General features: G+C 41.5%; 21 protein-coding genes. 8 read left to right on the top strand and 13 right to left on the bottom strand.

The window, feature by feature from the left end:
* Position 1: 1 nt before the first annotated feature.
* The 13 genes from ABEB05_RS13910 to ABEB05_RS13850 all read right to left on the bottom strand — a co-directional run bounded on the left by ABEB05_RS13910 (position 2) and on the right by ABEB05_RS13850 (position 13,202).
* Positions 2 to 838, bottom strand: a complete 837-nt coding sequence (locus tag ABEB05_RS13910; RefSeq protein WP_265791323.1) for a sterol desaturase family protein — start codon at positions 836 to 838, stop codon at positions 2 to 4.
* A 56-nt stretch (positions 839 to 894) separates the two neighbouring features.
* The gene (locus tag ABEB05_RS13905; RefSeq protein ID WP_265791325.1) at positions 895 to 1,290 is read right to left on the bottom strand and encodes a rhodanese-like domain-containing protein; all 396 of its coding nucleotides are present in this window, start codon (positions 1,288 to 1,290) and stop codon (positions 895 to 897) included.
* 34 nt (positions 1,291 to 1,324) lie between these two features.
* Positions 1,325 to 1,717 (bottom strand): rhodanese-like domain-containing protein, encoded by a 393-nt coding sequence (locus tag ABEB05_RS13900; RefSeq protein WP_265791326.1) that lies wholly within the window; start codon positions 1,715 to 1,717, stop codon positions 1,325 to 1,327.
* 119 nt (positions 1,718 to 1,836) lie between these two features.
* Positions 1,837 to 3,573, bottom strand: a complete 1,737-nt coding sequence (locus tag ABEB05_RS13895; protein ID WP_265791327.1) for a SulP family inorganic anion transporter — start codon at positions 3,571 to 3,573, stop codon at positions 1,837 to 1,839.
* 55 nt (positions 3,574 to 3,628) lie between these two features.
* Positions 3,629 to 5,020 (bottom strand): MBL fold metallo-hydrolase, encoded by a 1,392-nt coding sequence (locus tag ABEB05_RS13890; protein ID WP_265791328.1) that lies wholly within the window; start codon positions 5,018 to 5,020, stop codon positions 3,629 to 3,631.
* A 66-nt stretch (positions 5,021 to 5,086) separates the two neighbouring features.
* Positions 5,087 to 5,506: a DUF6691 family protein gene (locus ABEB05_RS13885; protein ID WP_265791329.1), complete on the bottom strand. Its 420-nt coding sequence runs from the start codon at positions 5,504 to 5,506 to the stop codon at positions 5,087 to 5,089.
* A gap of 45 nt (positions 5,507 to 5,551) precedes the next feature.
* Positions 5,552 to 6,112: a YeeE/YedE family protein gene (locus ABEB05_RS13880; RefSeq protein WP_265791331.1), complete on the bottom strand. Its 561-nt coding sequence runs from the start codon at positions 6,110 to 6,112 to the stop codon at positions 5,552 to 5,554.
* A gap of 229 nt (positions 6,113 to 6,341) precedes the next feature.
* Positions 6,342 to 6,599: a YgaP family membrane protein gene (locus ABEB05_RS13875; RefSeq protein WP_265791333.1), complete on the bottom strand. Its 258-nt coding sequence runs from the start codon at positions 6,597 to 6,599 to the stop codon at positions 6,342 to 6,344.
* A gap of 36 nt (positions 6,600 to 6,635) precedes the next feature.
* Positions 6,636 to 6,947 (bottom strand): hypothetical protein, encoded by a 312-nt coding sequence (locus ABEB05_RS13870; RefSeq protein WP_265791334.1) that lies wholly within the window; start codon positions 6,945 to 6,947, stop codon positions 6,636 to 6,638.
* 74 nt (positions 6,948 to 7,021) lie between these two features.
* Positions 7,022 to 10,246 carry an efflux RND transporter permease subunit gene (locus tag ABEB05_RS13865; RefSeq protein ID WP_265791336.1) on the bottom strand — a complete coding sequence of 1,075 codons (3,225 nt, stop codon included), beginning with the start codon at positions 10,244 to 10,246 and terminating at the stop codon, positions 7,022 to 7,024.
* Between the two features lie 25 nt (positions 10,247 to 10,271).
* Positions 10,272 to 11,351, bottom strand: coding sequence for an efflux RND transporter periplasmic adaptor subunit (locus ABEB05_RS13860; RefSeq protein ID WP_265791338.1), 1,080 nt, complete (start codon positions 11,349 to 11,351; stop codon positions 10,272 to 10,274).
* Positions 11,352 to 11,404: 53 nt separating this feature from the next.
* Positions 11,405 to 12,775, bottom strand: coding sequence for a TolC family protein (locus ABEB05_RS13855; RefSeq protein ID WP_265791340.1), 1,371 nt, complete (start codon positions 12,773 to 12,775; stop codon positions 11,405 to 11,407).
* A 40-nt stretch (positions 12,776 to 12,815) separates the two neighbouring features.
* Positions 12,816 to 13,202 (bottom strand): DUF302 domain-containing protein, encoded by a 387-nt coding sequence (locus ABEB05_RS13850; protein WP_265791342.1) that lies wholly within the window; start codon positions 13,200 to 13,202, stop codon positions 12,816 to 12,818.
* Between the two features lie 250 nt (positions 13,203 to 13,452).
* On the opposite strand from ABEB05_RS13850, the gene ABEB05_RS13845 reads away from it, so the two are divergent.
* From ABEB05_RS13845 to ABEB05_RS17135, 8 genes are all read left to right on the top strand, one after another.
* Positions 13,453 to 14,253 (top strand): GntR family transcriptional regulator, encoded by an 801-nt coding sequence (locus ABEB05_RS13845; RefSeq protein ID WP_265791343.1) that lies wholly within the window; start codon positions 13,453 to 13,455, stop codon positions 14,251 to 14,253.
* A gap of 35 nt (positions 14,254 to 14,288) precedes the next feature.
* The gene (locus ABEB05_RS13840; RefSeq protein ID WP_345694301.1) at positions 14,289 to 14,492 is read left to right on the top strand and encodes a YgaP family membrane protein; all 204 of its coding nucleotides are present in this window, start codon (positions 14,289 to 14,291) and stop codon (positions 14,490 to 14,492) included.
* Positions 14,493 to 14,680: 188 nt separating this feature from the next.
* On the top strand, positions 14,681 to 17,479 hold the full coding sequence (locus ABEB05_RS13835; RefSeq protein WP_265791345.1) for a PAS domain-containing sensor histidine kinase: 2,799 nt from the start codon (positions 14,681 to 14,683) through the stop codon (positions 17,477 to 17,479).
* Positions 17,480 to 17,489: 10 nt separating this feature from the next.
* Positions 17,490 to 18,149, top strand: coding sequence for a response regulator (locus ABEB05_RS13830; RefSeq protein ID WP_265791347.1), 660 nt, complete (start codon positions 17,490 to 17,492; stop codon positions 18,147 to 18,149).
* Positions 18,150 to 18,741: 592 nt separating this feature from the next.
* Positions 18,742 to 20,925, top strand: coding sequence for a PAS domain-containing sensor histidine kinase (locus ABEB05_RS13825; protein ID WP_265791348.1), 2,184 nt, complete (start codon positions 18,742 to 18,744; stop codon positions 20,923 to 20,925).
* Positions 20,926 to 21,001: 76 nt separating this feature from the next.
* Positions 21,002 to 22,861: a glycerophosphodiester phosphodiesterase family protein gene (locus ABEB05_RS13820; protein ID WP_265791349.1), complete on the top strand. Its 1,860-nt coding sequence runs from the start codon at positions 21,002 to 21,004 to the stop codon at positions 22,859 to 22,861.
* Between the two features lie 171 nt (positions 22,862 to 23,032).
* The gene (locus tag ABEB05_RS13815) at positions 23,033 to 26,242 is read left to right on the top strand and encodes a S41 family peptidase (RefSeq protein ID WP_265791350.1); all 3,210 of its coding nucleotides are present in this window, start codon (positions 23,033 to 23,035) and stop codon (positions 26,240 to 26,242) included.
* Between the two features lie 472 nt (positions 26,243 to 26,714).
* Positions 26,715 to 26,852 carry a hypothetical protein gene (locus ABEB05_RS17135; protein WP_265791352.1) on the top strand — a complete coding sequence of 46 codons (138 nt, stop codon included), beginning with the start codon at positions 26,715 to 26,717 and terminating at the stop codon, positions 26,850 to 26,852.
* The last annotated feature ends 7 nt before the right edge of the window (positions 26,853 to 26,859 follow it).

The following is a 26,859-nucleotide window of genomic DNA, read 5'->3' as shown; positions in this document are numbered from 1 at the left end:
TTTATTTATCATTGTCCCTTTTATCGCCTTCCCGAAAAGGCATATCAAATAATCCCTTTATTTTCCTATCCTTATCGGAATCAAATTCATCCAATCCAATACGCAGTGTTTTGAGAGGGTTATGGAGCCGAAATGTCTTCCCAATGCGATCCCAAAAAGAAAATAACGAACTGTAATTTGAATCAGTTTCCGGCTGCCAGCGTGAGTGGTGTACCTTGTGCATTGCCGGTGTAACAATGATTGCTCGGAGTGCTTTATCTAATTTTTCAGGAAGTGCAATATCAGCATGATGGAACTGCACTACGGCAAACATGATGGTTTCGTAGAGCAGTAGCTCCCACAGGTAAATACCCGTTATTAAGATCACTCCTATTCGCAGTGCCGAAGAAAAGATAATTTCCCCAGTATGAAACCGGCTGGCCGTGGTTACATCCATATTGGGATCGGCATGATGAACGCGGTGAAACCGCCATAAAAACGGGATTTTATGATTTATCAAGTGCCAAAAATACATCCACAAGTCCATCAACAAGACGGCCCCGAGAGTATGTCCCCAGGCCGGCAAGCCTACTGCCGCCAGCCAGTTTAAGATACCGAATCCGTTTTCATACGCCCAGTTAGAAGCCCACAGCCAGGTACTGACAAAAAAAACTGAAATGATCAGCGCATTGGTCAATCCCAATGCCATATTCGCAAGCAAATGTTTTCCTTTTTCTTTAACAGAGCCCTTAAAAAAATCAAAAAATGGATGTGCCTGCTCAATCATCAACAGCACAATTAGTCCAATCACCGCTGCCAATACCTGAGTCTGTTCCAGTAAATTTATCAATGCTTGCATAGAATCAAATATGATCTAATTCCATTCTAAAATGGCCGGTACATTTTTTGTTAATTTCACTTCTTGCTTTCCAATCCCGCAGCGACCAGATCCTCAAAGCCGCCTATGTTATAAACGTTTTCAAAACCATTTTCTATCATTAGCTTAGCAGCCTGACCGCTGCGATTGCCAGAGCGACAGTACAAATAATAGGTTTTATTTTTGTCAAGGGAGTCGAGACGGGCTTCAAAATCACCATTAAGCAGATCGTGATGACGATCTGTTACAGCAAGATGCCCCTCGTCATACTCATCCTGGGTACGCACATCGATGACAATACCCGGGACTTCACTATATTTCTGTTCAAACTCTTCAGAACTAATTCTCACCTCTTCAGATCCATTCCCACACGCTTGGATAATAAATAATCCGATTATGGCAACTAGCCCTATTCTAGCTATATGTTTTATCATATTTATATAATTGATTAGGAGTTTTAACTAACATTTAACTTGTTTGTTTGAATCCAGCATTCACAAGGCTCTGTAAACCTCCAACATTGTAAACATTTTCAAAATTGTTTCTTTTCATAATGTTAACTGCTTGTCCACTACGCGCACCGGTTCGGCAGTACAAATAGTATACCTTGTTTTTATCTAGGTTCCTCACTTTTTCATTAAACTCCCCGGATGTTACATCAAAATTATGATCTACTTCTTTCAGGTGCCCACTTTTGAATTCACCTTTTGTTCGGACATCAATAATAATACCTGGGTCTTCTTCTAAGAGCTCTTTAAACTTTTGTGGAGGAATCATATTCTTTGAATTTTTAATTCTATTGAGATAAAAAAGTGCAAATGCGGCACCGACTAAGATTATTACAATTAACGAAGTATCCATTTTCAATTGTTTATATTAAAATTCAAACTACGGTTATTATATATTCTTAAAGATGATATAAGAACCAGCAGTTAAATATTTCCAATTGGCCTTAAGTCCGAGTGTACTCATAAGCTGGTTTAATTATTAGTCTGTAAAGGCGAATACTCATACTCTTTAGACATATTTTGTTCGGAATAGAAAGTGGCCAAAGCGTCATTCACATCAAAAAAGAAGTTATTTTTACCCATCTCACTGACGATATCACAGGTCTTAAGCTTATCGCGTACCGGTCCGATAGCACCGGCAATATAGAGATCAAGTCCCCTTTCTTGAAGATCCTCAATCAAGTCCCGTAATGCATGAATGCCCGTGGAATCCATATCGTGGATAGAAGAAGCATCCAGAATTAACAGCTGAAGTTCCTCATTTCGTGAATCAATTAAATCATCCAGTTTATCGCGAAAGTGAGTAACGTTCGCAAAGAATAACTGGGAGTCAAAACGATAAATTAATACTTTATCATCAGTTTTGGCCTCCGGGTAGCGTTTTACATTGCGGAAATTTTTTGTATCACCCAGTCGGCCAAGCTCAGTGCTGTGCGGCCTGGTTGAACTATAAATAACAACTACAAGTGATAGCACAACACCTACCAATATACCTTCTTCGATACCTAGCACAAGTGTTGCAACAAAGGTGGTCGCCAACATTGCCAAGTCTTTGCGATCTGTTTTCCAGAGATATTTCATTTCGTTGATATCAAAAAGTCCTGCCACGGCTACCATAATGATGGATGCCAGCACCGCCATTGGCAGGTAGTAAAAAAGCGGTGTTAGCAGAAGTACGGTCAGTGCAATAATCGCCGCACTGATTATAGTCGCCATGCCTGTTCGGGCACCAGCCTGATCGTTTACTGCCGTCCGTGAAAACCCACCGGTGGTGGGATAGGACTGGAAAAAGGCTCCACCGATATTAGCTACTCCCAGACCGATTAATTCCTGATTGGGATCCACTTTATAGCCGTGCTTATTCGCAATGGCTTTGGCCACAGCGATAGATTCCATATATCCTACCAGTGAAATGACCAAAATCGTCGGCAGCAACTGCTGGAAATCACTCAGATTAAATGACAAAATTTCCAGTGATGGCAACCCTTGTGGAATTTCTCCTACGATGACCACACCTTTTTGATGAAGTCCGAAAACGAAGGTCACCAACGTTCCTAATACAACCACAACCAAAGCGGATGGAAAGGTCGGTTTCCACTTTCTAACCAAGATAATAAGAACAATAGAACCAATACCAATAGCGGCCGTATAAGGTTCAATATTGGCTGCTTTTTCAAATAAACCCAATAAAATTTCATGCACATAGTTGGTTCGCGGCAAATCTATACCAAATAGATTCTTAAACTGACTGGCACCGATGATCAGGGCAGCGGCGGATGTAAATCCACTTAATACTGGATGCGATAAAAAGTTCACCAGAAAACCCATCCGAAATACGCCCATCAGCAGCTGAAATACCCCAACCCCCAAGGCCGTCATAATGGCTAGCTGGATAAATCGGTCGCTGCCTACTTCGGCTATCTCTCCGACGCCGGCAACTACCAGTAGCGAAACCATGGCTACCGGACCTACAGCCAATTGGCGTGAAGTCCCAAAAATGGCATATAAAACCAAGGGTACGAGGGAAGCATATAACCCATAAATGGGTGGCAATCCAGCAAGTACGGCATAGGCCATACCCTGCGGAATTAGCATAATGCCGACCGTTATCCCGGCATTGAGATCTCCTTTAAGATCACTGGATGAATAACTCCGTATCCACCCTGCCATTGGTACAAATGGTGATATTTTGTTAAAAAATTCTTTCATATTAATCCGTAACAATGCCGTAGGGTATCAGCATTCGGCGAAAGGGAAATTTATATTACTCTACTTTTTGATTGTAGTTTTCAAAATCATCATCTACCCATTGTACTTTAAAGCCCTCCTTAGCCAAAAAGCTGCTAGCATATGAAGCACGACGGCCACTGGCACAATGGACCAGCAATTCTTTATCCTTTGGGAGCTCATCCAGATGATCTGCCAAACGAGTATGAGCAATATTCAACGCCCCGGGTATATGACCTTCCGCATATTCTGTGGCCTTGCGTACATCCACAACTTGATTGTCTTCACTATCTTTCAATTGAACTATATCATCAAAATCTATTGCTTCGATATACTCTAATTTATCGTCCCAACTATTTAGATCATCCGGTGTGGCATAACCTTTTATGTTATCGATTCCTACTCTAATCAAATCACGTACCGCCTCTTCAACATTCGCCTCCTCAATGATGAGGTAAATATCTGACTCTCCATCTACATATGAACCAACAATAGTATTGAACTCATCTTCAAACGTCGAAAGCAAACTACCTGCAAGGTGGCCTTCTTTCATAAAAGAACTTTTATTCCGGGTATCAACAATAACTCCATCCTTTTCTAATATTTCATGTAACGTTATTCGTTGTGGATGGGGAAGTTTATGCAATATAGCTGGCCCTTCTCTATTTACTTTTTTCATCCGCCCAAAATATAACGGTGGTTCAGGCTGGCCATCCAAAATAAAATTCACAAACTCATCCTCGCTGCCCGACGCCTTGAAAGCGGGGCTAAAACGAAGTTCATATCCAACTGTTGATTCCGGAACTGCTCCCAATGCTTTTCCGCAAGCGCTACCTGATCCATGAGCAGGCCATACCTGTAGATATTCAGGCAATCCCTTAAAATCTTCTACTGATTTATATAACTCCTTAGCTGCTGGTATCATAGCTCCTTTTTGGCCCGCCGCTGTTTCTAGAAGGTCTGGACGTCCTACATCACCCACAAAAACAAAATCACCGGTAAGCATCCCCATAGGCTGATCCGTTGCCGCACCATCAGTAACCAGAAAACTTACTGACTCTGGCGTATGTCCCGGCGTATAAATCACATCAAATTTGATATTCCCAATACTAAAAGTGTCACCCTCAGTAATTAATTCATATTTATAGTCACTATTGATGAGCCATTCGTACTTCCAGTTTTCATTACCTTCATCAGACGCATAGACCTTAACATCACGCTCAGCAAATTCACGCAGTCCGGATACGTAATCAGCATGAATATGAGTGTCAGCTGCAGCTGTAATCTCTAGGCCTTCTTCTTCTGCCAGCCTATAGTACTGATCAATATCACGCATGGGATCAATGATTATTGCATCGCCCGTTGCCGGGCATCCAATTAAATATGCATATTGAGAAAGCTTCTTCTCATGAATTTGTTTGAAATACATTTCCTTATTGTTTTAAATTTTAGATAGTTGAATACGATACTACTTCAGTAGTCATACCAGGTGTTTTCAATGTTTAATATTTGACCTCACTATTCCATAGGTCCATGTTCCAATTACGGCTCCAACTATAGGTACCAAAATAATTTCATATCCTGCACCTGCAAGTGTAAATAATGGTCCCGGACATGCCCCCGTCAGAGCCCAACCAAGACCAAATAAAGTGCCACCGGCTAAATAACGGGTAATTTGACTTGGATCTTTGGGCTGTATGGTAATCAATTTATTTTCGGAATCTTTCAGTTTTAACTTCCTAATAAGCGAAATAGAAATCATTGCCACCACGATAGCCAAACCTATAACACCATACATATGGAAAGCATCAAATCGAAACATTTCCTGTATCCGGAACCAGGAAATTACCTCTGATTTAACAAGCACGAAACCAAAGAAAATTCCTGTGGATAAGTATTTCAGGTAAGTATTCATAAATCAATCCAGTATTTATTATTCTATCGTCTATATTTTTATGAGCTACAGTATAAAAGGATACACCAAGTAGGTAATAATAAGTCCACCAATAAAAAAGCCAATGACAGCCAACAAGGAGGCAAACTGAAAGTTGGCCAAGCCCGCAATTGCATGTCCGGAGGTACATCCACCGGCATACCGCGCGCCGAAGCCGACTAAAAATCCACCAATTACCATTACAACAATTCCTTGAAGAGATCCTAGGTTACTCCAACTAAAAAGGTCTTCAGGCATCATACCGGAAAAGTCGCTTATCCCCAATGCTTTCAATTCAGCTAGGGTCTGTTGGGAAAGGTCAATAGGTTCCGGATTATTTAGCAGCCACCCGCCTATAAAGCCGCCTATTACCGTACCGGCAATAAATACCAGATTCCATCCACCCTCTTTTTGCCAGTCATACTGAAAAAATTCAATATTTCGGGGCATACAGGCGGCACAAACGTGTCGCAAATTCGAAGACACACCGAATTCCTTGCCCCCGATAAGTAATAATACAGGTACAATTAATCCGATTAACGGCCCCGCTATATACCAAGGCATAGGTTGCTGTAAAAACTCAATCATATCATTATCACATTTCAAATTTATACTAAGATCAACAATTCTTATTAATCCCAGTCAAGATTTTATTATTGTGATATAATAAATAATTTTGAGGGATAAATTAACTTGTCAACTTATACTCATATGATTAAGCGCAAAGATAGTCTAAACGATTCACAATACCGCTGCATAATACCAACTGACCTATCTAGCACATAAAAAATGAGGGTATTATATTGGCTGCTATTAATCAGCTTTGGGCTTTAGCCTTAGATTGATCGTTGTCGTTAACCCCTATACCAAATTTAGCCAGTATCTGTTCAGCAAGACACCATCGACTTATAGACGACTGAAATAAATTTAGACCCACAAAAAGGGTAAATAAAAACCAGTAGGGACTTACGAAGTATCCTAGTACCAGACTTATAGTTACGAAAGCACCGGCCAGAGCTCGAATTGCCCGTTCCATAGGACGCATTGTTGAACAACTTGGATTTTCTTTTTGCATAGTATTGCTTTGTTGAATATTAAAATTTGAAATTAATTAAACTGCTTCTTCCACATTCAGAGAATACGCGTGGAGTGGATTCTGCTGTTCGGCACCTGTTTCCCTGTTATATGTTTTGACTTCTTCAAGCACGCGCTCCACACATTCACCATCTTGAATTGAAAAAAATAACGTAGAATAAATTCCGTGATCATCACCTGCAAACCAATTAGTAATATCCGGCTGATATTCGCCCGTTCTAAAACCATGCACATTGGTTTCACTATAAATTGGGACCTTCTGTTGTGCTAAAATTTTGCGGACATCATCAGTGTATTCTTCGATACTGAGTATGATTAATAACTTCATAGTATTCTTGTTTTTATGTATTAAAATTATAGCCGGATGACTATTAGACGCCCGGCTACAAATAATATTTAGCGTTACGCTTTCTTCTCATTCAACTCTTTCATCTTATTCTCTACCATAAAGTAGATCAGTGGTATCATGACCAGCGTCAAAGCTGTAGATGCTATCGCACCCCCCATCAGTGATATTGCCAAACCCTGGAATATCGGATCAAACAGGATAACCACCGCACCAATCACCACGGTACCGGCCGTCAACAGTATTGGCATACTACGCACCGCCCCGGCTTCGATCACAGCCTGCTTAAGTGACTCACCGTCCCCAAGCCGTATGTTGATAAAGTCAATCAATAACACTGAGTTTCGTACCATAATACCGGCCAGAGCAATCATTCCAATCATCGATGTAGCCGTAAAGAAGGCTCCCAGCACCCAGTGTCCCACCAGGATACCAACCAGCGAAAGCGGGATGGCGATCATCATTATAATGGGTACTTTGAAATCCTGAAACCAGCCGATAATCAACATATAGATGATCACCAAAACTACGGCAAAGGCTATACCCAGATCGCGGAATACCTCGTAGGTTATCTGCCATTCACCGTCCCATTTCAAAGTATAATCATCGGTCATAAACGGTTGTCCAGCAAAAATTTGTGCCAGATCATATCCTTCCGGCATATCAATGGCATCAACTTCACCCCCGGTATCCAGCAGGGCATATACAGGACTTTCAATTTCACCGGCCACCTCAGCCAATACATAGGTTACGCGTCGCTGATTTTTGCGGTGTATACTCGATTCAAGAGTATCTTCTGTCACCGTTACCAGGTCAGCAACAGGAATCATCGCTCCTGATGCCGATTTCATATGTAATTGTTTAAGCTTTTCGATATGAGAACGTCCGGCCTTCGGCAATTTTACCGTAATAGGGACATCGTTCAATTCTTTTTCACTGTAAAGGTGTGACACATCCTGTCCGCGCAGTGCCATTGTCACAGTTTGAACAACCTGCTGTGATGAGATACCCGACATCATCGCCTTTTCGGTATTTACATCAAGCTTGTACTTAGTCTGTGGGGCTTCTTTCATCCAGTCTACATCGACAATCCCTGCCGTTTTCTCGAATATGCCTTTCACTTTACGACCAACACGCTGTCGCTCATCGGTATCGGGACCGTAAACCTCTGCAACAATAGTGGACTGTACAGGCGGGCCGGGCGGTACCTCAACAACCTTCACATTGGCGTTATATTTTTCTCCCACTTTTTGCACAATGGGACGAATGCGCTTAGCAATAGCGTGACTTTGATCACTGCGCTTGCCTTTATCTATCAGGTTCAACTGGATATCTGCGACATTAGGACCTTTTCGCAAATCGTAATGACGGACAAGACCGTTAAAATTAATGGGGGCATTATCACCCGCATATATCTGGTAGTCCTTAATCTCCGGTACATCCTTCAGACTCAGTCCCACTTCACGGGCCACGGCGTTGGTCCGCTCGAGCGTGGTTCCCTCCGGCATGTCAATGATCAGCTGAATTTCATTTTTGTTGTCAAAAGGCAGCATTTTTACCTCCACCATCCGGAACACAAACAGCAGCGTTGATGCCAGCAGCAAGACCGTCACCCCACCTATAAACAACCAACGTTTAGTAGCATTTTCCAGTAGTGGATTCATCGTACGCTCATACCATCTATAGATGAATGTCTCTTTAAGATCATACTCTTTTTCCTCTCCATTCTCATCCTTCTCCGTTTTACCGTGCGGCAACAGGATATAGGCCAGCCACGGGGTAATAACCAGCGCTACAATCAGGGAGAAAATCATCGCCAATGAAGCACCAATTGGCATTGGACTCATATAAGGGCCCATTAACCCCGAAACAAACGCCATCGGCAGTACCGCCGAAATTACGGTAAAGGTTGCCAGGATCGTTGGGTTCCCCACCTCGCTTATAGAGGCGATGGCCGCCTGCTTAAGCGGGAGTTTCTTCATCTTAAAGTGCCTGTGCATATTCTCGGCAATAATAATCGAATCATCCACCACAATACCCGTCACAAAAACCAGCGCAAAGAGTGTAATCCGATTAAGAGTATAGCCGAACATGTAGTATAAAAAGAGGGTAAGCGCGAAAGTTACCGGGACTGATAAGAACACCACCAGTCCTCCGCGCCAACCCAAAGCAAGGGCTACCACAAAGGTTACGGCCAGAATAGCAACCAGCAAGTGCTCAAGCAGCGAAAATACCTTTGCTGAGGCTGTCTCGCCATAATTACGTGTGGTCGTAACATTTACATCAGATGGAATAAGACTCCCATCAAGGTTATCTACTTTTCTTTGGATTTGTTCAGCAATCGCCATCGCATCGGCGCCAGAACGCTTCGCTACTGAGATAGTTACCGCAGGATACGATTCCCCCGCATTCAAGCCGGCTTCCTGAGCTTTTTGATGACCAATCCCATATGAGACATATTCGGAAGGCTCCTCCGGACCATCGCGAATCTCGGCAATGCTGTGTAAGTAAATAGGATCCCCGTTTTGCACATCTACAACGACATTCCGAACCTCTTCGGCAGATTTGAAAAAGTCTCCGGTATCAACCAAGTACTCAGTATCGTTACTACTAAATGATCCGGATGAAAGCTCTTGGTTGGCCGCTTGTATTTGTCCGACCACCTGCATCGGATCAATGCCGTAAGAGGCCATTTTATTCTTATCCAGATTTACCGAAACCTGACGGGTTCTCCCGCCGTGGATATCGGTCTGGGCCACATCCTCGATCTGCTTAACCTCTAGGGCCATTTCATCAGCTAAGCGCCGTAAATCAAAATCGCTGTATTTATTGCTCCATAACGTCAATGTCATGATCGGGACATCATCAATGGAACGGGTTTTCACCATGGGTTGGGTCGCCCCCTCGGGAAACCGATCCATGTTTTTCATGATTTCGTTATAGAGCCGAACTAAACTGCGCTCTACATCTTCGCCCACGTAGAAACGAGCCGAAACCATGGCCTGATCAGGCATAGAAGTAGAATACACATATTCAACGCCTTCAATATTTGAGAGTACTTTCTCCAGAGGGATCGCAATATTCTTTTCCACCTCCTCAGGTGTAGCTCCGGGATAGCCGACAAAAATATCGGCCATCGGTACATCAATTTGTGGTTCCTCCTCCCTGGGGGTTAAATAGGTCCCGTAAAATCCGAGCGCAAGGAACACGATCATCAACAAAGGGGTCAATTTTGAGTCGATGAACCCTTGTGCAACTTTTCCTGCAATTCCAGTCTTCATAATGATATATCTAAATAGTTTCTATTTACTGCGTACTTACTTTTCGTCCTTCACGTAGCGGTTGATCAACTGAAGCTACATACGATTCACCTTCCGACAAGCCCGATAAGATCTCTACCCCATCAGCACTTTCATCGCCAAGACGAACCCAGCGAAGCACAATTTCAGAATTATCATTCAGCGTATATAAGCCAGTCAGCTGTCCGCGCTCAATAATGGCAGACTTCGGCACCATGATCGAACGATCGCTCTCCGTTACCAGTCCAACCTGGGCAAACATCCCCGATTTTACACCTGAATTCTTTTCCAGTTCAGGTAGCATCACTTCAACAGCAAACTGCCGACTACCACGGTTACCAGCCTGATTAATGTTTTTAACTACTCCAATACCATCGTTATAACCAGCAGCCTTGATATCCACCGAAACAGTATCTTCATAATTGAACAGCGAAATATTGCTCTCAGGAACCGTGATATTCACTTTCATGATGCTTTCCTGATCAAGCGTAATAATGGGCTGCCCTGGTGCGGCCATATCTCCTTCGGTAGCCATTTTTGATACCACATATCCGTTAAAAGGAGCCGTTAACCTTGTATAATCGAGCATATCTTCCACTTCCCGAAGCTTGCTCTCCAAGATTTTTACTTTGGCCTTGGCCATCTCGTACTGCGTGGATATATCATCCAGCTCCTTTTGAGTTGCGCTTTCCTGCTCATGCAAACTCTTAATGCGGGTATGATTGGTCTCAATATTTTGCAGCGCCGCTTTAGCTTCCAGCAGGCTTGATTCAACCTGATTCTTCTGTGCTTGCAAATTGTCATCCTTAATCCGAACCAGCACGTCACCTTTGCTGACGTAATCCCCTTCTTCAAGATCAAGCTGTGTGATACGTCCCATCACTTTGGTACTCATGTTGACCGTGCGGTCACTACTTACTGCCCCAGAAAAGCTGTGTGATGCTATTCCCTGAACGTATTCTGCAGTTTGAGTACCTACCGTTATGGGCTGATCTTGAGCGGGCTGCTCATTGTCAGAAGAGCTGCAAGAGCTTGCCACCAACATTAGCACTGCAAGTGCAGATAATAGTCTTCCTGATATGTTCATGATTCTCTGTTTCATTGTTTTGTTTGTTTTGTTATTAAAATCTTTTAGGAAAATTAGTAAGGCATTTCGTGCTCAAGCAGCAACTCGAGTGTTGCCACACTTAAATTATATTGATAGAGAGCATTTAATCTCTGAAATTTGGCTTCCTGGAGTTTTGTCTCAGAAGATAGCAGATCCGTAGTTTTCTCCATTCCTTGGTCATATCGGTTGTTTCGGATGCGATAATCTTCGGCGGCCTGCTCTACTGATGATTCCGCAAAGTCAAGCTGTATCTCAGCCTGATCCAGTGAACGCTTTGCCTGCTGGATTTCAAGCTTATTTCTAAAAACTTTACTCTCATACGCCAGCTCGGCTTTCTTCAGTTCCGCTTTTGACTCCATCACTTTTCCCACGTTGCTGAAGCCACTGAACAAGTTCCATTTCAGCGTAGCACCAATCATATAACTTTCTCCCTTGGTGCCAAAGGGAACCTCATCATTAAACTCATAGCTACCGAAAAGATTAATGGTCGGCACAAAATTAAATTTCGATGCCTTAAACATCTGCTTGGCCGCAGAAACACGGTGTCCCATTGCTCGCACCTCGGCATTTACAGCTTTTTCAGAATCAATCCTCTCATCAGATAATCCGGGACGCATCTGCAGGCTATCTGTAGGTACAAGGGTGACCACCTCATCCATATTCAACAAATACCGCAAGTTATCCTGAACTGTCTGTAGCTGATTTTCCACTTTTGACTGTTGACTTTCCAGCTCAAGAACGCGGACATTGGCAGCCAGATAATCAGCTTTATTGATCATATCCTGCTCATAAAGATTTTTAGCCTGTCGTTCATTTTCCTGCGCTGTTTCAAGAGATTGAACAATAACTGACAATCTGTTATGCATCAGTTGTAATTGATAGTAGGTATCTTTTACCTGATAACGCGTATATTCAAGGGTTCCCTCCAGTTTCTCTTTGGTTGCTTCCAACTGTTCTTTTACCGCACTGCGTTGGAAAAGCGCATCCACATTAAGAAGTGGTTGACGTAGCTCAAATTTAGTAGTAAAGTTATCATAGGTATCAGGACCGTTTAATCTTGAAGGATTAAAATCCGCTTGTGTTACCGCTTCCTGTTTTAATCTAAAACCGAATACATTCAGAGGATCGTTTGTTGAAATACCGGTTTCTTCAATGGATAACTGTGGTAAAAAGGCAGCGTTGGTCTGCCGATATTGCGATCGGATCCTTGCTATATCCGCCTCGGCCATGCGTATTTCAAAACTGGTCTCTTCAGTAATAGCAAGTGCCTCTTGAAGACTTATCTCCCGAACGCTTGTCGTATCCGTGGCATTAAATTGAGCCAACACTGGCTGGAAGGAAATCAGCATCACGCCAGCCAACAGCACTAATATTTTGTCAGTTACTTTGTCAATAATTCGCATTGTATTCTATCCTGTTTGATAATTTCCATCAGATTTTCTTTTACAGCTGATTGATCACTTTCTCCAATCGTGATCGCACTTCATCGGCAATGGGATGCAGCTCCTCATTCTCAACCGCTTGCATTGAAGCAACCGGATTTACGGCAGAAACTTCCACTTGTCCACTTTCATGTTCCTCAATAATTACATTGCATGGGAGCATCACTCCTATTTTATCCTCAGACCTAAGTGCCTTATGGGCAAAATGTGGATTACAGGCGCCCAAAATTCTATACTTTTTAAAATCTATGTCCAGCTTTTTCTTAAGCGTTTCTTTAACATCAATTTCTGTAAGGACGCCAAAACCTTCTTCTTTCAATAAGTTTGCTACGGTATCAATAGCTTCATCAAATGATTTATCTGTAGTTGCTGAATAAAAATATTTCATAACTTCTGTTGGTTTGGTTGGTTATTTATCTTCCATGAATATAGACACAGAAATTAAACTTGTCAATACAAGTAAATACATATATTCAATGGAGTTGATATATTTATTCTATAAGCCCATTAAGTATAGTTAAAAGCTTTTAAATGGAATTTATAAGGAGAATACAACTGAAATAACTTGTTATTACAGGTATTTCTTTTATTCGTTTTTTTATTTATCTTTAATTGAATTATCAAAGACGATTAAAAAAATGGATTTAAAAGAAGGTATTCCCTTACATAAACAGATAAGCGACTGGCTGAAGAAGGAGATTGAAAGTGGGGCGCTAACATCCGACGAGAAGCTCCCTTCAGAAAATGAACTCAGTAAAAAGTTTGATGTAAGCCGCGTGACGGTACGTCGTGCTCTACAAACACTTGAAAATGAACAGCTGATTTATCGCTGCCAAGGACTGGGGTCGTTCGTAACTGATCAACGAACGCATCAATCCTTTTCGATTCTGAATGACTTTACTGAAGAGTTGGCGGGAACGGGAATGAAAGCAAGCTCGAAACTTATTTCCTTTCACCAAGCTGATATCAGTGATCGCAAAGATCTGCTTTCATACCTGGATATTGGTAACAAAACTATTGCCATTCAATTGGAACGTGTTCGACTGGGTGACGGAGAGCCCATTGCCTATGATGTTACATGGATGCCCATTTTTTATGGTCAGCTTATTGAAGGTTATGACCTGGAAAAAACCACTATATTTTCTATCCTCGAAGATGAATTTGAAATTCCGATCAAAAAAGGATGCTATCGCATTGAAGCTTCGATGGCTGGTGATAGATTAGCTAAACACTTAAAAGTTGATTCACAAACCCCATTATTATTAATGAATCGCATCTCCTATACTATTGGAGATAAACCAGTTTATTATCAGAAAAGATACTATCGAAACGATAGAATGGTATTTGAACTTATGGCTGAAAGACAAACTTCAAATTCCAATAAAAAAGACGAATTGCCATTTAAAGAAATAATACCAGTTTTTAGAGATAACAATTAACTGTTGCAATCATCCCAACAAAAAAGGTGTATATCATGAAAAAGAACATGGGAACTATCGACCGCCTAGTTCGAACTATGCTCGCCATCTTAGTAGGTATTCTTTATTTTCTGAATCTCATTTCAGGAACTACTGCTATAATTCTGGGGGCTTTAGCTGTCATCTTTCTGCTTACTAGCTTAATAAGCACTTGTCCTCTGTATATGCCGTTTGGCCTATCGACACGGAAGCAGAAATAGTTTGAATTCCATATTACCATAAGCTACAAGGCGACCCACAACGGTCGCCTTTTTATTTTATCAGCCATTTTTCTGCAAGCTACCCTGTATTACCCAGCCCACAACAAATTGCCCTACAATCTTAGCAAAATATCTCTTACACTGTTAATCTGTTAGGATAGTTTATTTAAGATGTAACTTTTGGAGTTATGGCAAATAATGACCAAATCATAACACTTTCCCCTCTTAATATTACGATTATTTACCTTGTTGTTGCTGGTCTCTGGATTGCCTTTACCGATCAACTTCTTGAATCACTAGCGAGCGATACTCACACACTTTCAATATTACAAACCTACAAAGGATGGTTCTATGTAATCATTACTGCTCTTGGTCTTTTCTGGCTACTAAAACTACACGAACGTCAAACCCTTGCCAGCAAAAATGAATTACTCAAACTGGTTGAAGAACTTAAAACGGAAAAAGAACTCAACGATATCCTCTTTGAGCGTATTCCAGTTCTGATCACCATTTACGATCCCGACCTGGAGGCATTTGAAGTAAATAAAGAGTTCGAGAAAGTAATTGGTTGGTCGAATGAAGAGATTGAACAGAAAAGCATCAACTTGATGGAGGCCTGCTATCCCGATAAGGAGATTCGTGAAAAGGTTGTCGATTTCATGAACAGTCCCGGTGTTGGATGGAAAGAATTTAACATAACCACTAAATCCAGAGAAGAAATTCCGATCTCTTGGACTAATGTCCGCCTAACGGATGATACGTCAGTAGGTATCGGGATTGACATGAGTGAGATTAAAGCGTCGCAGGCAAAGATCCGCGAGTCTCAGAAACTGCTCAGAAAAATATTTGAAAGCCTGAAATCCAGCCTGATTATTCTGGATTACGAAAGTCGTACCATTATCAACTGCAACAAAAGCACCGAAGAGCTATTCGGATACACCAAAGAAGAGCTCGAAGGAAACTCCACCCGAATCCTTCATGTCAGTAAGGAAAAGTTTGAAGAATTTAATGAAATGGGCGCAGCCGAACTTGAAGAAAAAGGGTTTTTCCAGACGGAGTTTGTTATGCAGCGCAAAGATGGAAGTACCTTCTATTCTGGTCATACGGTTACACTGGTTTATGATGAAGAAGGAGAAGTTGACAAGGTAGTAAGCTTGGTTAGGGACATCACTGATCAAAAGAAAAACGAACTGGAACTTAAACGGCGCCAAGAACGCTTAATACGATCTCAGAAGATTGGCCAAATTGGTGACTGGGAATTCAACCCAAAAACCGAGAAAATTAATTGGTCCCCAACGATGTTTGAGATCTTTGAACGCGATTCAAAATTGGGGCCTCCCTCCTATGAGGAAATCCAAACAAATTATTACGGGGCATACAGCAAAAAACACAACAAGGCCATAGAAGCAGCCATAGAGAAGAAAGAATCCAGTGATATTGATCTGCGATTAAAAACTGATAAGGGAAATAAGAAATTTGTCCGGGCAAAAATAATATCCAAAGAAAATGACAAGGGTGAAGTTATTAAATTGTTGGGTATTGTACAGGACATAACCGATCGTAAGAATTCTGAACAAAAACTTAAGCAGCGAAATACCTTTATTGAAACCACGCTCGAAAATCTACCTATAGGTGTAGCTGTTAATACAATAGATGACGGGCAAGTTACTCTTATGAATAAACGTTTTTGTCAAATTTATGGATGGCCAAGAGAAATACTCAAAGACGTAGACAGCTTTTTTGAACATGTCTATCCCGAAGAAGATTACCGTTCCAGAATAAGACAACAAGTCATGAAAGATATGGAAAGCGGTGATCCCGAAGCGATGGAATGGTCTAATATTTCCATTACAACACAGGATGGAGAAACAAAAATTGTTAATAATAAAGCCATCCCCTTGTATGAACAAAACCTAATGATTTCAACCGTCATAGATGTTACACAGCAGAAAAAACTTGAACAACGACTCCGTGAATCTGAGGAAAAATACCGTCATATTTTTGAAAAAAATCCGCAACCAATGTGGATTTATAATCCTGATACACTGGAATTTGTGGAAGTGAACCAGGCAGCTATCAAGCACTACGGGTATTCGGAAAAAGAATTTTTAAATATGACATTAGCTGATATCCGACCGCCCGAGGATATAGAAAAACTAAAAAATGCTGTTGATAAACACTGGAGCAAAAAAACATACACTGGAGAATGGAGACATCTTACTAAAGATGAAAGCCTAATACATGTTGAAGTGACTGCAACAAATGTACAGTACAAAGATAAAACCTATAGGCTTGCGCTTATACACGACATTACCGAACAAAAGCACATGCAACAAAAAATTATAGACTCCGTCATCGAAGGTGAAAATCAAGAACGCAAACGTATTGCCCATGAACTGCACGACGGGTTGGGACAATACCTTGTTGCGGCCAGTATGAATTTTGAGTCCGTAAAGTCCGATATTGACAAGCTGCCCCAAAAACGACAAAATCAATTGAACACCGGACTCTCACTTCTCAAAAATGCCGTTTCTGAAACTCGCAGTATTGCTTATAACCTGATGCCCAAAGCCATTGCAGACTATGGACTGATTACAGCCGTAAAAAACCTGGTCCAAAATCTTCAAAAAAGTACGGATATAGCTTTCCATTTTGACTATAACAAAGAGGAACTGAACTTAAAGGATCAGGCTGAAATAAATATATTCCGTATTATTCAGGAACTTGTTTCCAATGCCGTACGTCATGCCGATTGTTCCACAATTTCTATAGAGTTGCAAGTCAACCGTAATTCGATTAAACTTATTGTTGAAGATGATGGCAGAGGAGTACAGCTAGAAGAGGAACATAGTAATAAGGGACTGGGGCTTCGCAGCATAAAGACAAGAGTTTCTAACTTACAGGGTACTTTTGATATTAATTCACAGCCAGGAAAGGGAATGACAACAACCATCACTATTCCACACCTCCAATCCCTGCTAAAGTAATGGAATGGCCATGGCCAAAATTAATATACTACTTGTTGACGACCATGATATTGTACGAGATGGTATTTGCGCCCTTTTGGAAGATGAAATAGGTTTTGAGATAATTGCAGAGGCTCAAAATGGTCAGGAGGCGGTTGATATTTGTACTGAACGAGAAGAAGAGATCGATTTTATTATTATGGATATTTCTATGCCTGATATGAATGGCATAGAAGCCACCCGCCAAATCAAGGAGGCACACCCGGAGATTAAAATTCTGGCCCTTACCATGCTGGATGAAGAACAACATATTCGTCAGATGATAAAGGCGGGAGCCTCGGGCTATATACTTAAAAACTCGAATCGAAGTGTGCTCATTGATGCGATCACTGCGATATTAGATGGCAAACACTATTTCAGCGATGATGCCACCCGAAGCGTTATGATGGATCTTGTAAAAAGTCCGACCCAAAAAAAATCAGGAGATCCTGCACAACTTACTGATAGAGAAAAAGAGGTGTTGGAACTCATCGTTCAAGAACATACCAATGCCGAAATAGCTGAAAAACTGTATATCAGTCCCCGCACTGTTGATGCCCACCGCCGGAACTTACTCCAAAAAACAGGAGCGCAGAACACCGCCGGTTTGGTCACCTACGCCATCAAGCATGAATTAGTCGACCTAAACTAATAACCCTCTTTACCGCTTAGGTGTTTTCACCCATGGCAAAATAGGCGTTATCTGCCATATTATTCCTATACAAAAAGCCATAGATTGAGAAAGAAAGAATCCGGGTGCAATCAATGCAAATTCTACTTCAGGGTAAAAATTCTCAACTCACAGCTACAGTTGAAGATATGTTGTCTTCTGCAAAAAACTGACAGATTACCAAAATTTCATCTTATAGGTTTCCCACTGAAAAAGCATCTCTCAGGAACTTACAATGTAATTATAAGTAATTTAGCCGATTATTCTATTCCCGGCAAAGAATTGATTAGAATAATTACTTCCCATTGGCTGTACTCCATGTATTCGGCCGGGAACTGTTCACAAAACCTTTATTAAAGGCGGGAGCGCTGAGTGATATCCAACTGGGTGTTTCTGAGTATCGTCTACAGAAAGCAGTCAAAATTACTTCAAAAGGAAATCAACATATCAATGTGAAAAACACCTACAAAGAATAGGTATTTAAGATGATAAATAAATTAGGCTTTTAACGTCTTACCAAAGAGGCCAAAATTGATGATCATAAGATCTAATATTTATTATCAATTGATCAAATATGCTTTCAAATAATTCTACAAGCTCTAAGATTGAAAAAAGCTTAATAGACAGTCTAAGTGCCCATATTGCAACTATGGATTATGAAGGTACTATCATCCAAACTAATAGGCCGTGGGAAGAATTTGATGATAGCCAGGCGCAGATTAAACGTCCTGACACTGATGAAAATTTCTTTTCCATGCTACAGAAACCGGCGGAGCTGGGCAATGACTATGCCTTGAAGTTTATCATAGGATTAAAGAAAGTGTTGCGGGGTGAAAAAAAAGAATACAAACTTACCTACCCTATCCAAACACCCGACCATGATCATTGGTTTAAATGTACCTTTCGTCCACTGGACAAAAATGGGCAATTCCTTATGGTCCACGATGAGGTTACGGACTCTATCAAAGCCAAGCAGCAAATCGAAGAAAATAAAAGTCGCTACCAGATTCAATTTGAACAAAGCCTTGACGGTATTCTTATTACGGATACCAAAGGGCAAATCCTTGACGCCAATCCTGCCGCTGAAAATATTCTTGGGCGAGATCATGAGGATCTCGTCGAATGTTCCCGGGAAGATATCATGGATATAGAAGATCCTGTATACCAGGAAGCACTTGCCACACGAAAAAAAACCGGTAAGTACCAGATTGAAACGGACCTGATTCATAAAAAGGGACATAAAATACCTGCGGAAATATCTTCCAGTGCCTATCGGACCGATTCGGGAAAGCTTCGTGCAATTGTCAATATTCGGGATATCAGTCGCAGAAAAGAAATAGAACAAGACCTGGTCAGAAATAAAAAATTTATCAAAGATGCACTCGGAAGTATTCCCGGGGCATTTTTTGTACTCAATGATAAAGGTGAAATGATTCGATGGAATGAAAACCTAGTAACCCGACTTGGATATTCTGCGGAAGAATTATCTGGGAAAAAAGTCTTTGATTTTGTTGTTGAAGGTCACAAAGAAGATAATTTTAAACAGTTCAAGAAATGCCTTGAAGGCCAGGAATTATCTTTGGAAACAAAAATTACTAATAAAAAGGGAGAGATTAGAGACTACTATATTGGAGCTAAAATGTTTATCCAGGATGGAGATAAATATGTTTCGGGAGCCGCGCTGGACGTAACAGAAGAAAAGAATATTGAGCGAGAAAATCGTAGAAACCAGCTGATGCTCGAGCAACTATTCCAAAATGCTCCGGTAGGCATTGCTATTGTAGATAACGAAAATAAGATCAAACAAATCAATAAAAGTTTTGAAACTATTTTTGGATATCGAAAAAAAGAGATAGAGCAAAAAGATATCAACACATTATTAGCTCCCCATCATAAAAAGGCTGAGGCAGAAGCCATGTCTTCTGCTACTCAAAACGGTCGAACTTTTCAAAAAGAATCACTACGTCTTCGAAAAGATGGGCAGGAAGTACCCGTGCTTATCGGTAATGTTCCTGTGGAGTTTCAGGAAGAGATAATTGCCACCTACGGAATTTATGTGGATATTTCTCAGCAGCGCCAATATCGCCAGAAAATTGAGGAGGCCCTGAATGAAAAGATGCTATTATTGTCAGAACTTCATCATCGGGTCAAAAACAATCTTGCTCTGATTAATAGCTTGGTGGAACTTCAGGTTTATGAATCTGATAATGAGCACCTGAAGAAAAAACTTTCCGATACACAAGATAGAATACTAACCATTGCTTCTATCCATGAGGTTTTGTATCAAAGCGGAGACTTAAATAATATCCCCTTCAATAAATTTATTAAGAAACTGTTTGATACCCCGGCCTTCAAGCAAAAGCTTGACAATCATAATATCACAGTGAATGTTGATAAAACTGACTTATCTCTCAATATTAACCAAGCTATTCCATGCGGACTTCTTCTAAATGAGTTGTTTGGTCTAATATTCGAAACCACCAATGTTAATAACAGAAAAGAGCTTGACATAATCTTTCGCCAATATGGGAAACAAGTTCATGTTATCCTTGAAGGTGATAATATTATCGAATCCCAGGTAGCCGTTAAGAAGCAAAAAACGCTACATAACCTTCTTCTTGAAACCTTGGTTGAACAACTCAACGGAACCTTCCTATGGCCAAACACCGATAGTGATTATCAAAAATTTGAATGTATTTTCACTCAAAAGAATAATTACGGCCCGCCAAATGGATTGGTAGGAACTGCATTTAATTAACAAGTCTAACTTTAGACCCGTAATACGAGACTTAAACTAATGGAATTCTATTTTTGATTGGTTATTATGTCGGGTAATGAAGAAATATCTTTCTCAAATTTTTCATACCCGTCATAGCCGGTCGGCTTGGAGAAGCCTCATTCACTTATGGAAACCGATGGCAATATGGACCCTTTTCGTTTGGGCGATCGTTGCCATTATTTTAGCCCCTGTCTCATCTGCCGTATTAGGCTTACAATTCTTTCGGAGCGGTAATCTCATTGTTGGTAATGAAGATCTGCTTTCATGGTTATTATCCCCGGTTGGATTAGGATATATCTTGCTCGCTGCGGCCCTATCCCTTACAGCTTGGGTTATTCGATTTGCCGGTTTATCACAAATTGTAACGGATGATATCCATGGTAAAAAAGTAAGCTCCCGTGATATTATTATCCGGATCAGCAGTAAAATCCATCTACTCTTTCGTCTATGTCTGACCATAGTTACAGCGGGACTACTGTTCGCTTTACCGCTGTTGGCAGGACTCGGCTTTATTTATGAGTATTACCTTAATACCTACGACATTAACTACTATCTGTCTGAAACACCCCTTGAATGGCATCTTGCACTATTGACCTCTACAGCCTGGTTTGTCATATGGCTGTTAGGTGCCATGTATTGTATTGCCAGAAGTATTTTAACACTACCGACTTATTTACATAGTCAAAAATCAGTGAGAGAATCTTTTATTTATGCCTGGAATCTGGATTTCAAACAATCCAAAAGCAACCTGAAAATCATCCTGGTAATCACTGGTATTTGGTTATTTGTAGGGCTGACAGCAGCCGGTATTTTCTTTGTCCTGTCAACTGGGGTGATTAATTGGATGAGTCACTACATCCAAAGTGTACGCTTCATTGCCCTCTCTACCGGCATTTATGTAATAGGCTCTCTCATGCTCGATGCCCTTATTTCATTCCTGGGCTTCTCCCATGTTTCCATACTTATTACAAAATTATATTACCAAGAAGTTGGCATATCCACAAAAGCTCCTTCCTCCCGGCCGAAACTCAAAAAACTAACCTCCTTTTTAGGAAATGCATTACGGCCAAAGATTCTTGTTTCAATTATTGCAGTCGCTATTCTTAGTAGCGTTGTTTTGAGTGGCTATATGATTACAGAAATTTCAAAATCAACTTCAGACTCTGATATAAAAGTGATAGCCCACCGTGCGGGGCCACCACCCGCTCCTGAAAACACCCTTCAGGCACTTGATCTCACCTTCCAAACCGATGCTGAATATGCTGAAATTGACGTCCAGTTGAGTAATGACAGTGTCGTTGTAGTGGCTCATGACCTAGACCTTATGCGCATGGCCAATAACCCGGCTCAGATATCCGAAACAAACTTTAATGAGCTCCAGAATATACTCGATAAGAAAGGTCGGGCGAAGATAAACACATTGGATGATTTTTTAGAAGCCGCTCAGGGACAAATTAAATTGATGATTGAGCTTAAGCAAAACAATACTGCCTTAATAAGCCGTACTGTAAAAAAGCTCCGGCAAAAGGAAATGATTGATGGGACAATAATCCTCTCACTTAACCTTGAAAGCCTCCGAAAGGTTCAGGATATAGCACCCGAAGTTGCTACTGGATATATTTCCGCCTTTACATTGGGAGATATAAGTCAGCTTCCTGTCGGACTATTGGCTATAAATCAGCGTTCAATTTCCAAACAGTTAATAAATCAGGCACAAAATCGTAATTTAGAAGTATATGCCTGGACGGTTAATGAGGTTCCAGGTATGGCACATATGATCGAATACGGAGTTGATGGAATCATTACAGACAATCCCAAATTAGCCATCCAGGTTCGCAGGGAGATGCAAGAACTTACCGTCACTGAACGACTGCTCCTTCAATTTCAGCAGCTGGTAGTAGTCGAAAGAGAATAAAAAAACTCGATTGGTTCATATTATCCGATCACCTGGTAATTAGAGAATTACTTGCTTTATTTAACAAATCTCTTACATTATTGTTTGATTGATATTTTTACTTTGGCCTTATCCATCACATTCATCAAAAAACGTGGCTATTAGGTCGTTCAATTCCACCTAATTAATCATATGAAGAAATTTATATTTGTACTGGGATTTTTTTTCTCCCTTTCAGCTATACCCGTTCAGGCTCAATCCGATGAACCTTTTGTCCGCTTTCCTTCTGTCAGTCCCGATGGTAAAATCATCGCTTTCTCTTACCAGGGAGATATATGGACCGTACCTGTTAGTGGAGGAAGAGCCATCCGTTTAACGGTACACGAAGCCTATGAATCTCTTCCTAAATGGAGTCCCGATGGCGATAAAATTGCTTTTATAAGTGACCGCCACGGCAACGATGACCTTTTTGTAATGAATGCAAATGGGAGTCAAATCCGACGCATCACCTATCATTCTACCACCGACGAATTAACTGGATGGACAAACGATAACAAACTTATTTTTACAACAGACCGATTATATAACCAGATAGAATGGGAGCCTGAAATTCATACCGTTCCAGCTGAAGGCGGTACCCCGGAACGTTATTTTGATGCTTTCGGATTTATGTCAACAATGTCTCCAAACGGCAAATTTATGGTGTTTGTCCGCGGATATAACGGAGTTTATCGCAAAAACTACGATGGGCCGGCCAATAAGGATCTGTGGCTTTACCATACTGAGAGCCAAACTTTTCGACAACTAACGGATGCAGAGGGCAATGACATGTATCCCACATTTGCCAATGATCAAGCACTATATTTTATCAGCGAACGAGATGGAACTCATAACCTGTATCGCATTACGCTTACCGATAAAGGAATGCCCAGTAGTTCTCCTAACCAAATTACCCATCTGGAAGGTGACGGCATCCGTTATTTTGATGTGAGCCCAAATAACCAAACGGTCGTCATGGAATACCAGACCGGCATTTATACGCTTGATGGTAATAATATGGAACCGATATCCATTGAGGTATCTCACGACGATCGCTTTTATAATATTGAGCGTAAAACCTTTACAGAAAAGGCCGAAGAATTTGTAATATCTCCCAATGGCGATTTAATGGCTTTTGTCATTGAGGGTGAAATTTTTGTCAAGCCCAATGACCCTGACAAAAACCGTGCAGTCAGAGTTACAGACCATCCCTATCGAGACCGTGATGTAGCATTTTTGAATGATAAGACCCTCATATTTAGCAGCGACCGTAACGGGCAGTATGATTTATACAGTCTCAAATCCGGGCAGGACGAGACAGACAATCTTTTTGAAAGCATGCGATTTGAAACCACACAGCTTACCTCGACCGAAGAAGAGGATGAGCGGAATCCCATTATTTCCCCCAACGGCGAAAAAGTTGTTTTTAACCGAGGTCGGGGAAAATTAGTGGCAGCTGATATTTCTGATAGTGCAAAGCTATCGGAAGAACAGATCCTGCTGGATACTGGCTGGGCAACCGCCCGAGACATCGCCTGGAGCCCCGATAATGAATGGCTCGCATACGCCCTGCCCAATCTTGACTTTAATACCGAAGTATACATCCATCCGGTTGATGGTAATACCGACCCAGTCAATATAAGTAAGCATCCGCATCCGGATACCGATCCTGTATGGAGCCCTGACGGTAGTAAACTGGCTTTTCTTTCCTCCCGCAATAATGGAGATAACGATATTTGGTTTGCCTGGTTAACTAAGCGGGATTGGCAGCGCACGGAGCTGGAATGGGGAAAAAGCCAGAAACCTAAGGAAGTCACCCCGGAAGATACGGCAAATGTAAACGTAGAAATTGATTTTGACAACATTTATAAACGATTACAGCAGGTTACTTCTCTTCCGGGCAACGAATCAGACATCGCTATATCGGAGGATGGACAGACCTTCTACTTTGTAACCAATCGCGACAGTCGCCGGGAATACAATGCCGATCAGGATTTATACCAGGTAACATGGGACGGAAGTGAAAGAAAAGCTTTAACCGATGGGGATATCAATCCCCGCGACGTCCGCCTGAACATTGATCTTAATGCCCTCTACCTGAGACGGGACGGAGGTACCATTAGTCGCTATAATCTGGATGAAGATCGCCTTGAGCAGTTCCCCTTCCAGGCTAAGATGACTATTAATCACTCTAAACAGCATGAGCAGATTTTTGAAGAGGCCTGGCGCACGATTGACAACGGTTTCTATGACCCGGATTTTCATGGAAAAAACTGGGATCAGCTTCACGACCATTACAAGCCATGGGCTATGCAGGCCTCATCCGACCGGGATTTTGAAGATGTCATTAACATGATGCTGGGCGAACTCAATGCCAGTCACATGGGATTCTATGGCTCCGAACGTGCCGAAACACAAAGTATTCGCACCGGACTGCTCGGTGTGGAAGTAACTCCCGTGGAAAAAGGTGCGAAAATTGATCGTGTTGTTTCCAATTCTCCCGCTGATCGAGAAGTGAGCAAACTTCATGTCGGAGAAGTAATTACGCATATAGATGACCAACCGGTTGCCCAAACAGACAATTTCTATCAGCTACTTACCGATAAAGTTGACACACCTATACTCTTGACGGTCGAAAATACGAAAGGAGAGCAACGCGAAATTACAATCGAGCCAACCGGGAATCTCAGCGATGAACTCTACAAAGAATGGATAGAAAAACGCAAAGAACTGACGGAACAGTATTCCAATAGCCGCCTGGGATATATCCACATCCAGGGGATGAACTGGCCAAGCTTTGAACGTTTCGAACGCGAGCTGGTTGCCGCCGGTGAGGGAAAAGAAGGCATTGTAATTGATGTTCGCTATAATGGTGGCGGATGGACCACTGACTACCTTCTGACGGTGCTTAACTATCGCCAACACGCGTACACCATTCCCCGGGGAGCAACCAACAATTTAAGTCAGAGAAAAACTGAATTCCGGGACCACTATCCCTTTGGCGAACGTTTACCTCTTTCAAGCTGGACCCGCCATTCTATTACATTGGCCAATCAGAACAGTTATTCCAACGCTGAAATATTCTCCCATGCCTACAAACAATTAAACCTGGGAACCCTGGTTGGGGAGCCGACTTTCGGTGCTGTCATATCAACTGGTGGTGCAGGACTTATGGGAGATTCCTATATCCGGCTGCCCTTCCGCGGATGGTTTGTCAAGGCTACGGATCAAAACATGGAGCACGGTCCCGCTGTGCCCGATATAGAGGTCATTAATCCACCGGATTACCGAAGCAAAGAGGATACTCAACTAATACGCGCAGTAGATATCCTACTCCAGCAGATTGACAATGACAACCGGTAAACTGGTTTTAGGACTTGCTTGCTTTCTTTCTGTAATGGACCCGGATGTCAGCACTATCCTATAGTCATTGTTATTTGAGTACATATTGCAATTATTCCGGGATTCTTTCAGCAATGCGGAATGTAATATCATCATTTACTTGTTTAACAAACATAAGTAACTAAGCATAGATTTATGGAAGATTTCAGGATTACCGATATACGTTCCGGCAACATTGACCGTAAACCTCAGAAAGACGAAAATTGGTTTCATACAGAAACGGGATTTCCCCCTCGGGCCGCGACCACTTTGAGAAATCTCTTTCGCTGGATGAGTACATAATTAAACGGCCCGCCGCTACGTTTTTATACGTGTAATGGGAAATGGTCTCAATGATATCGGTATCTTTTAAGACGATATTTTAGTTGTTGATCGTTCCATAAATGCTGTAGATACCCATTTAATCGAAGCAATCCTGGAAGGAGAAATGGTCGTGCGGAAACTACTGAAGAAAAGAAATGACGTTTATATTTCAACGGATGGCAATCTAGAAAATGCAACCCGGATTACAAAAGCCCATGATTTTGAAATATGGGGCGTAGTTTCACATGCCATCCATAAATACATTTAATACGCAT

The organism is Fodinibius salicampi (assembly GCF_039545095.1).
GTDB classification, from domain to species: Bacteria; Bacteroidota; Rhodothermia; order Balneolales; family Balneolaceae; genus Fodinibius; species Fodinibius salicampi.
The sequence above is the reverse complement of the archived record's forward strand: the minus strand, read 5'-3'. Positions and strand labels throughout refer to the sequence as shown.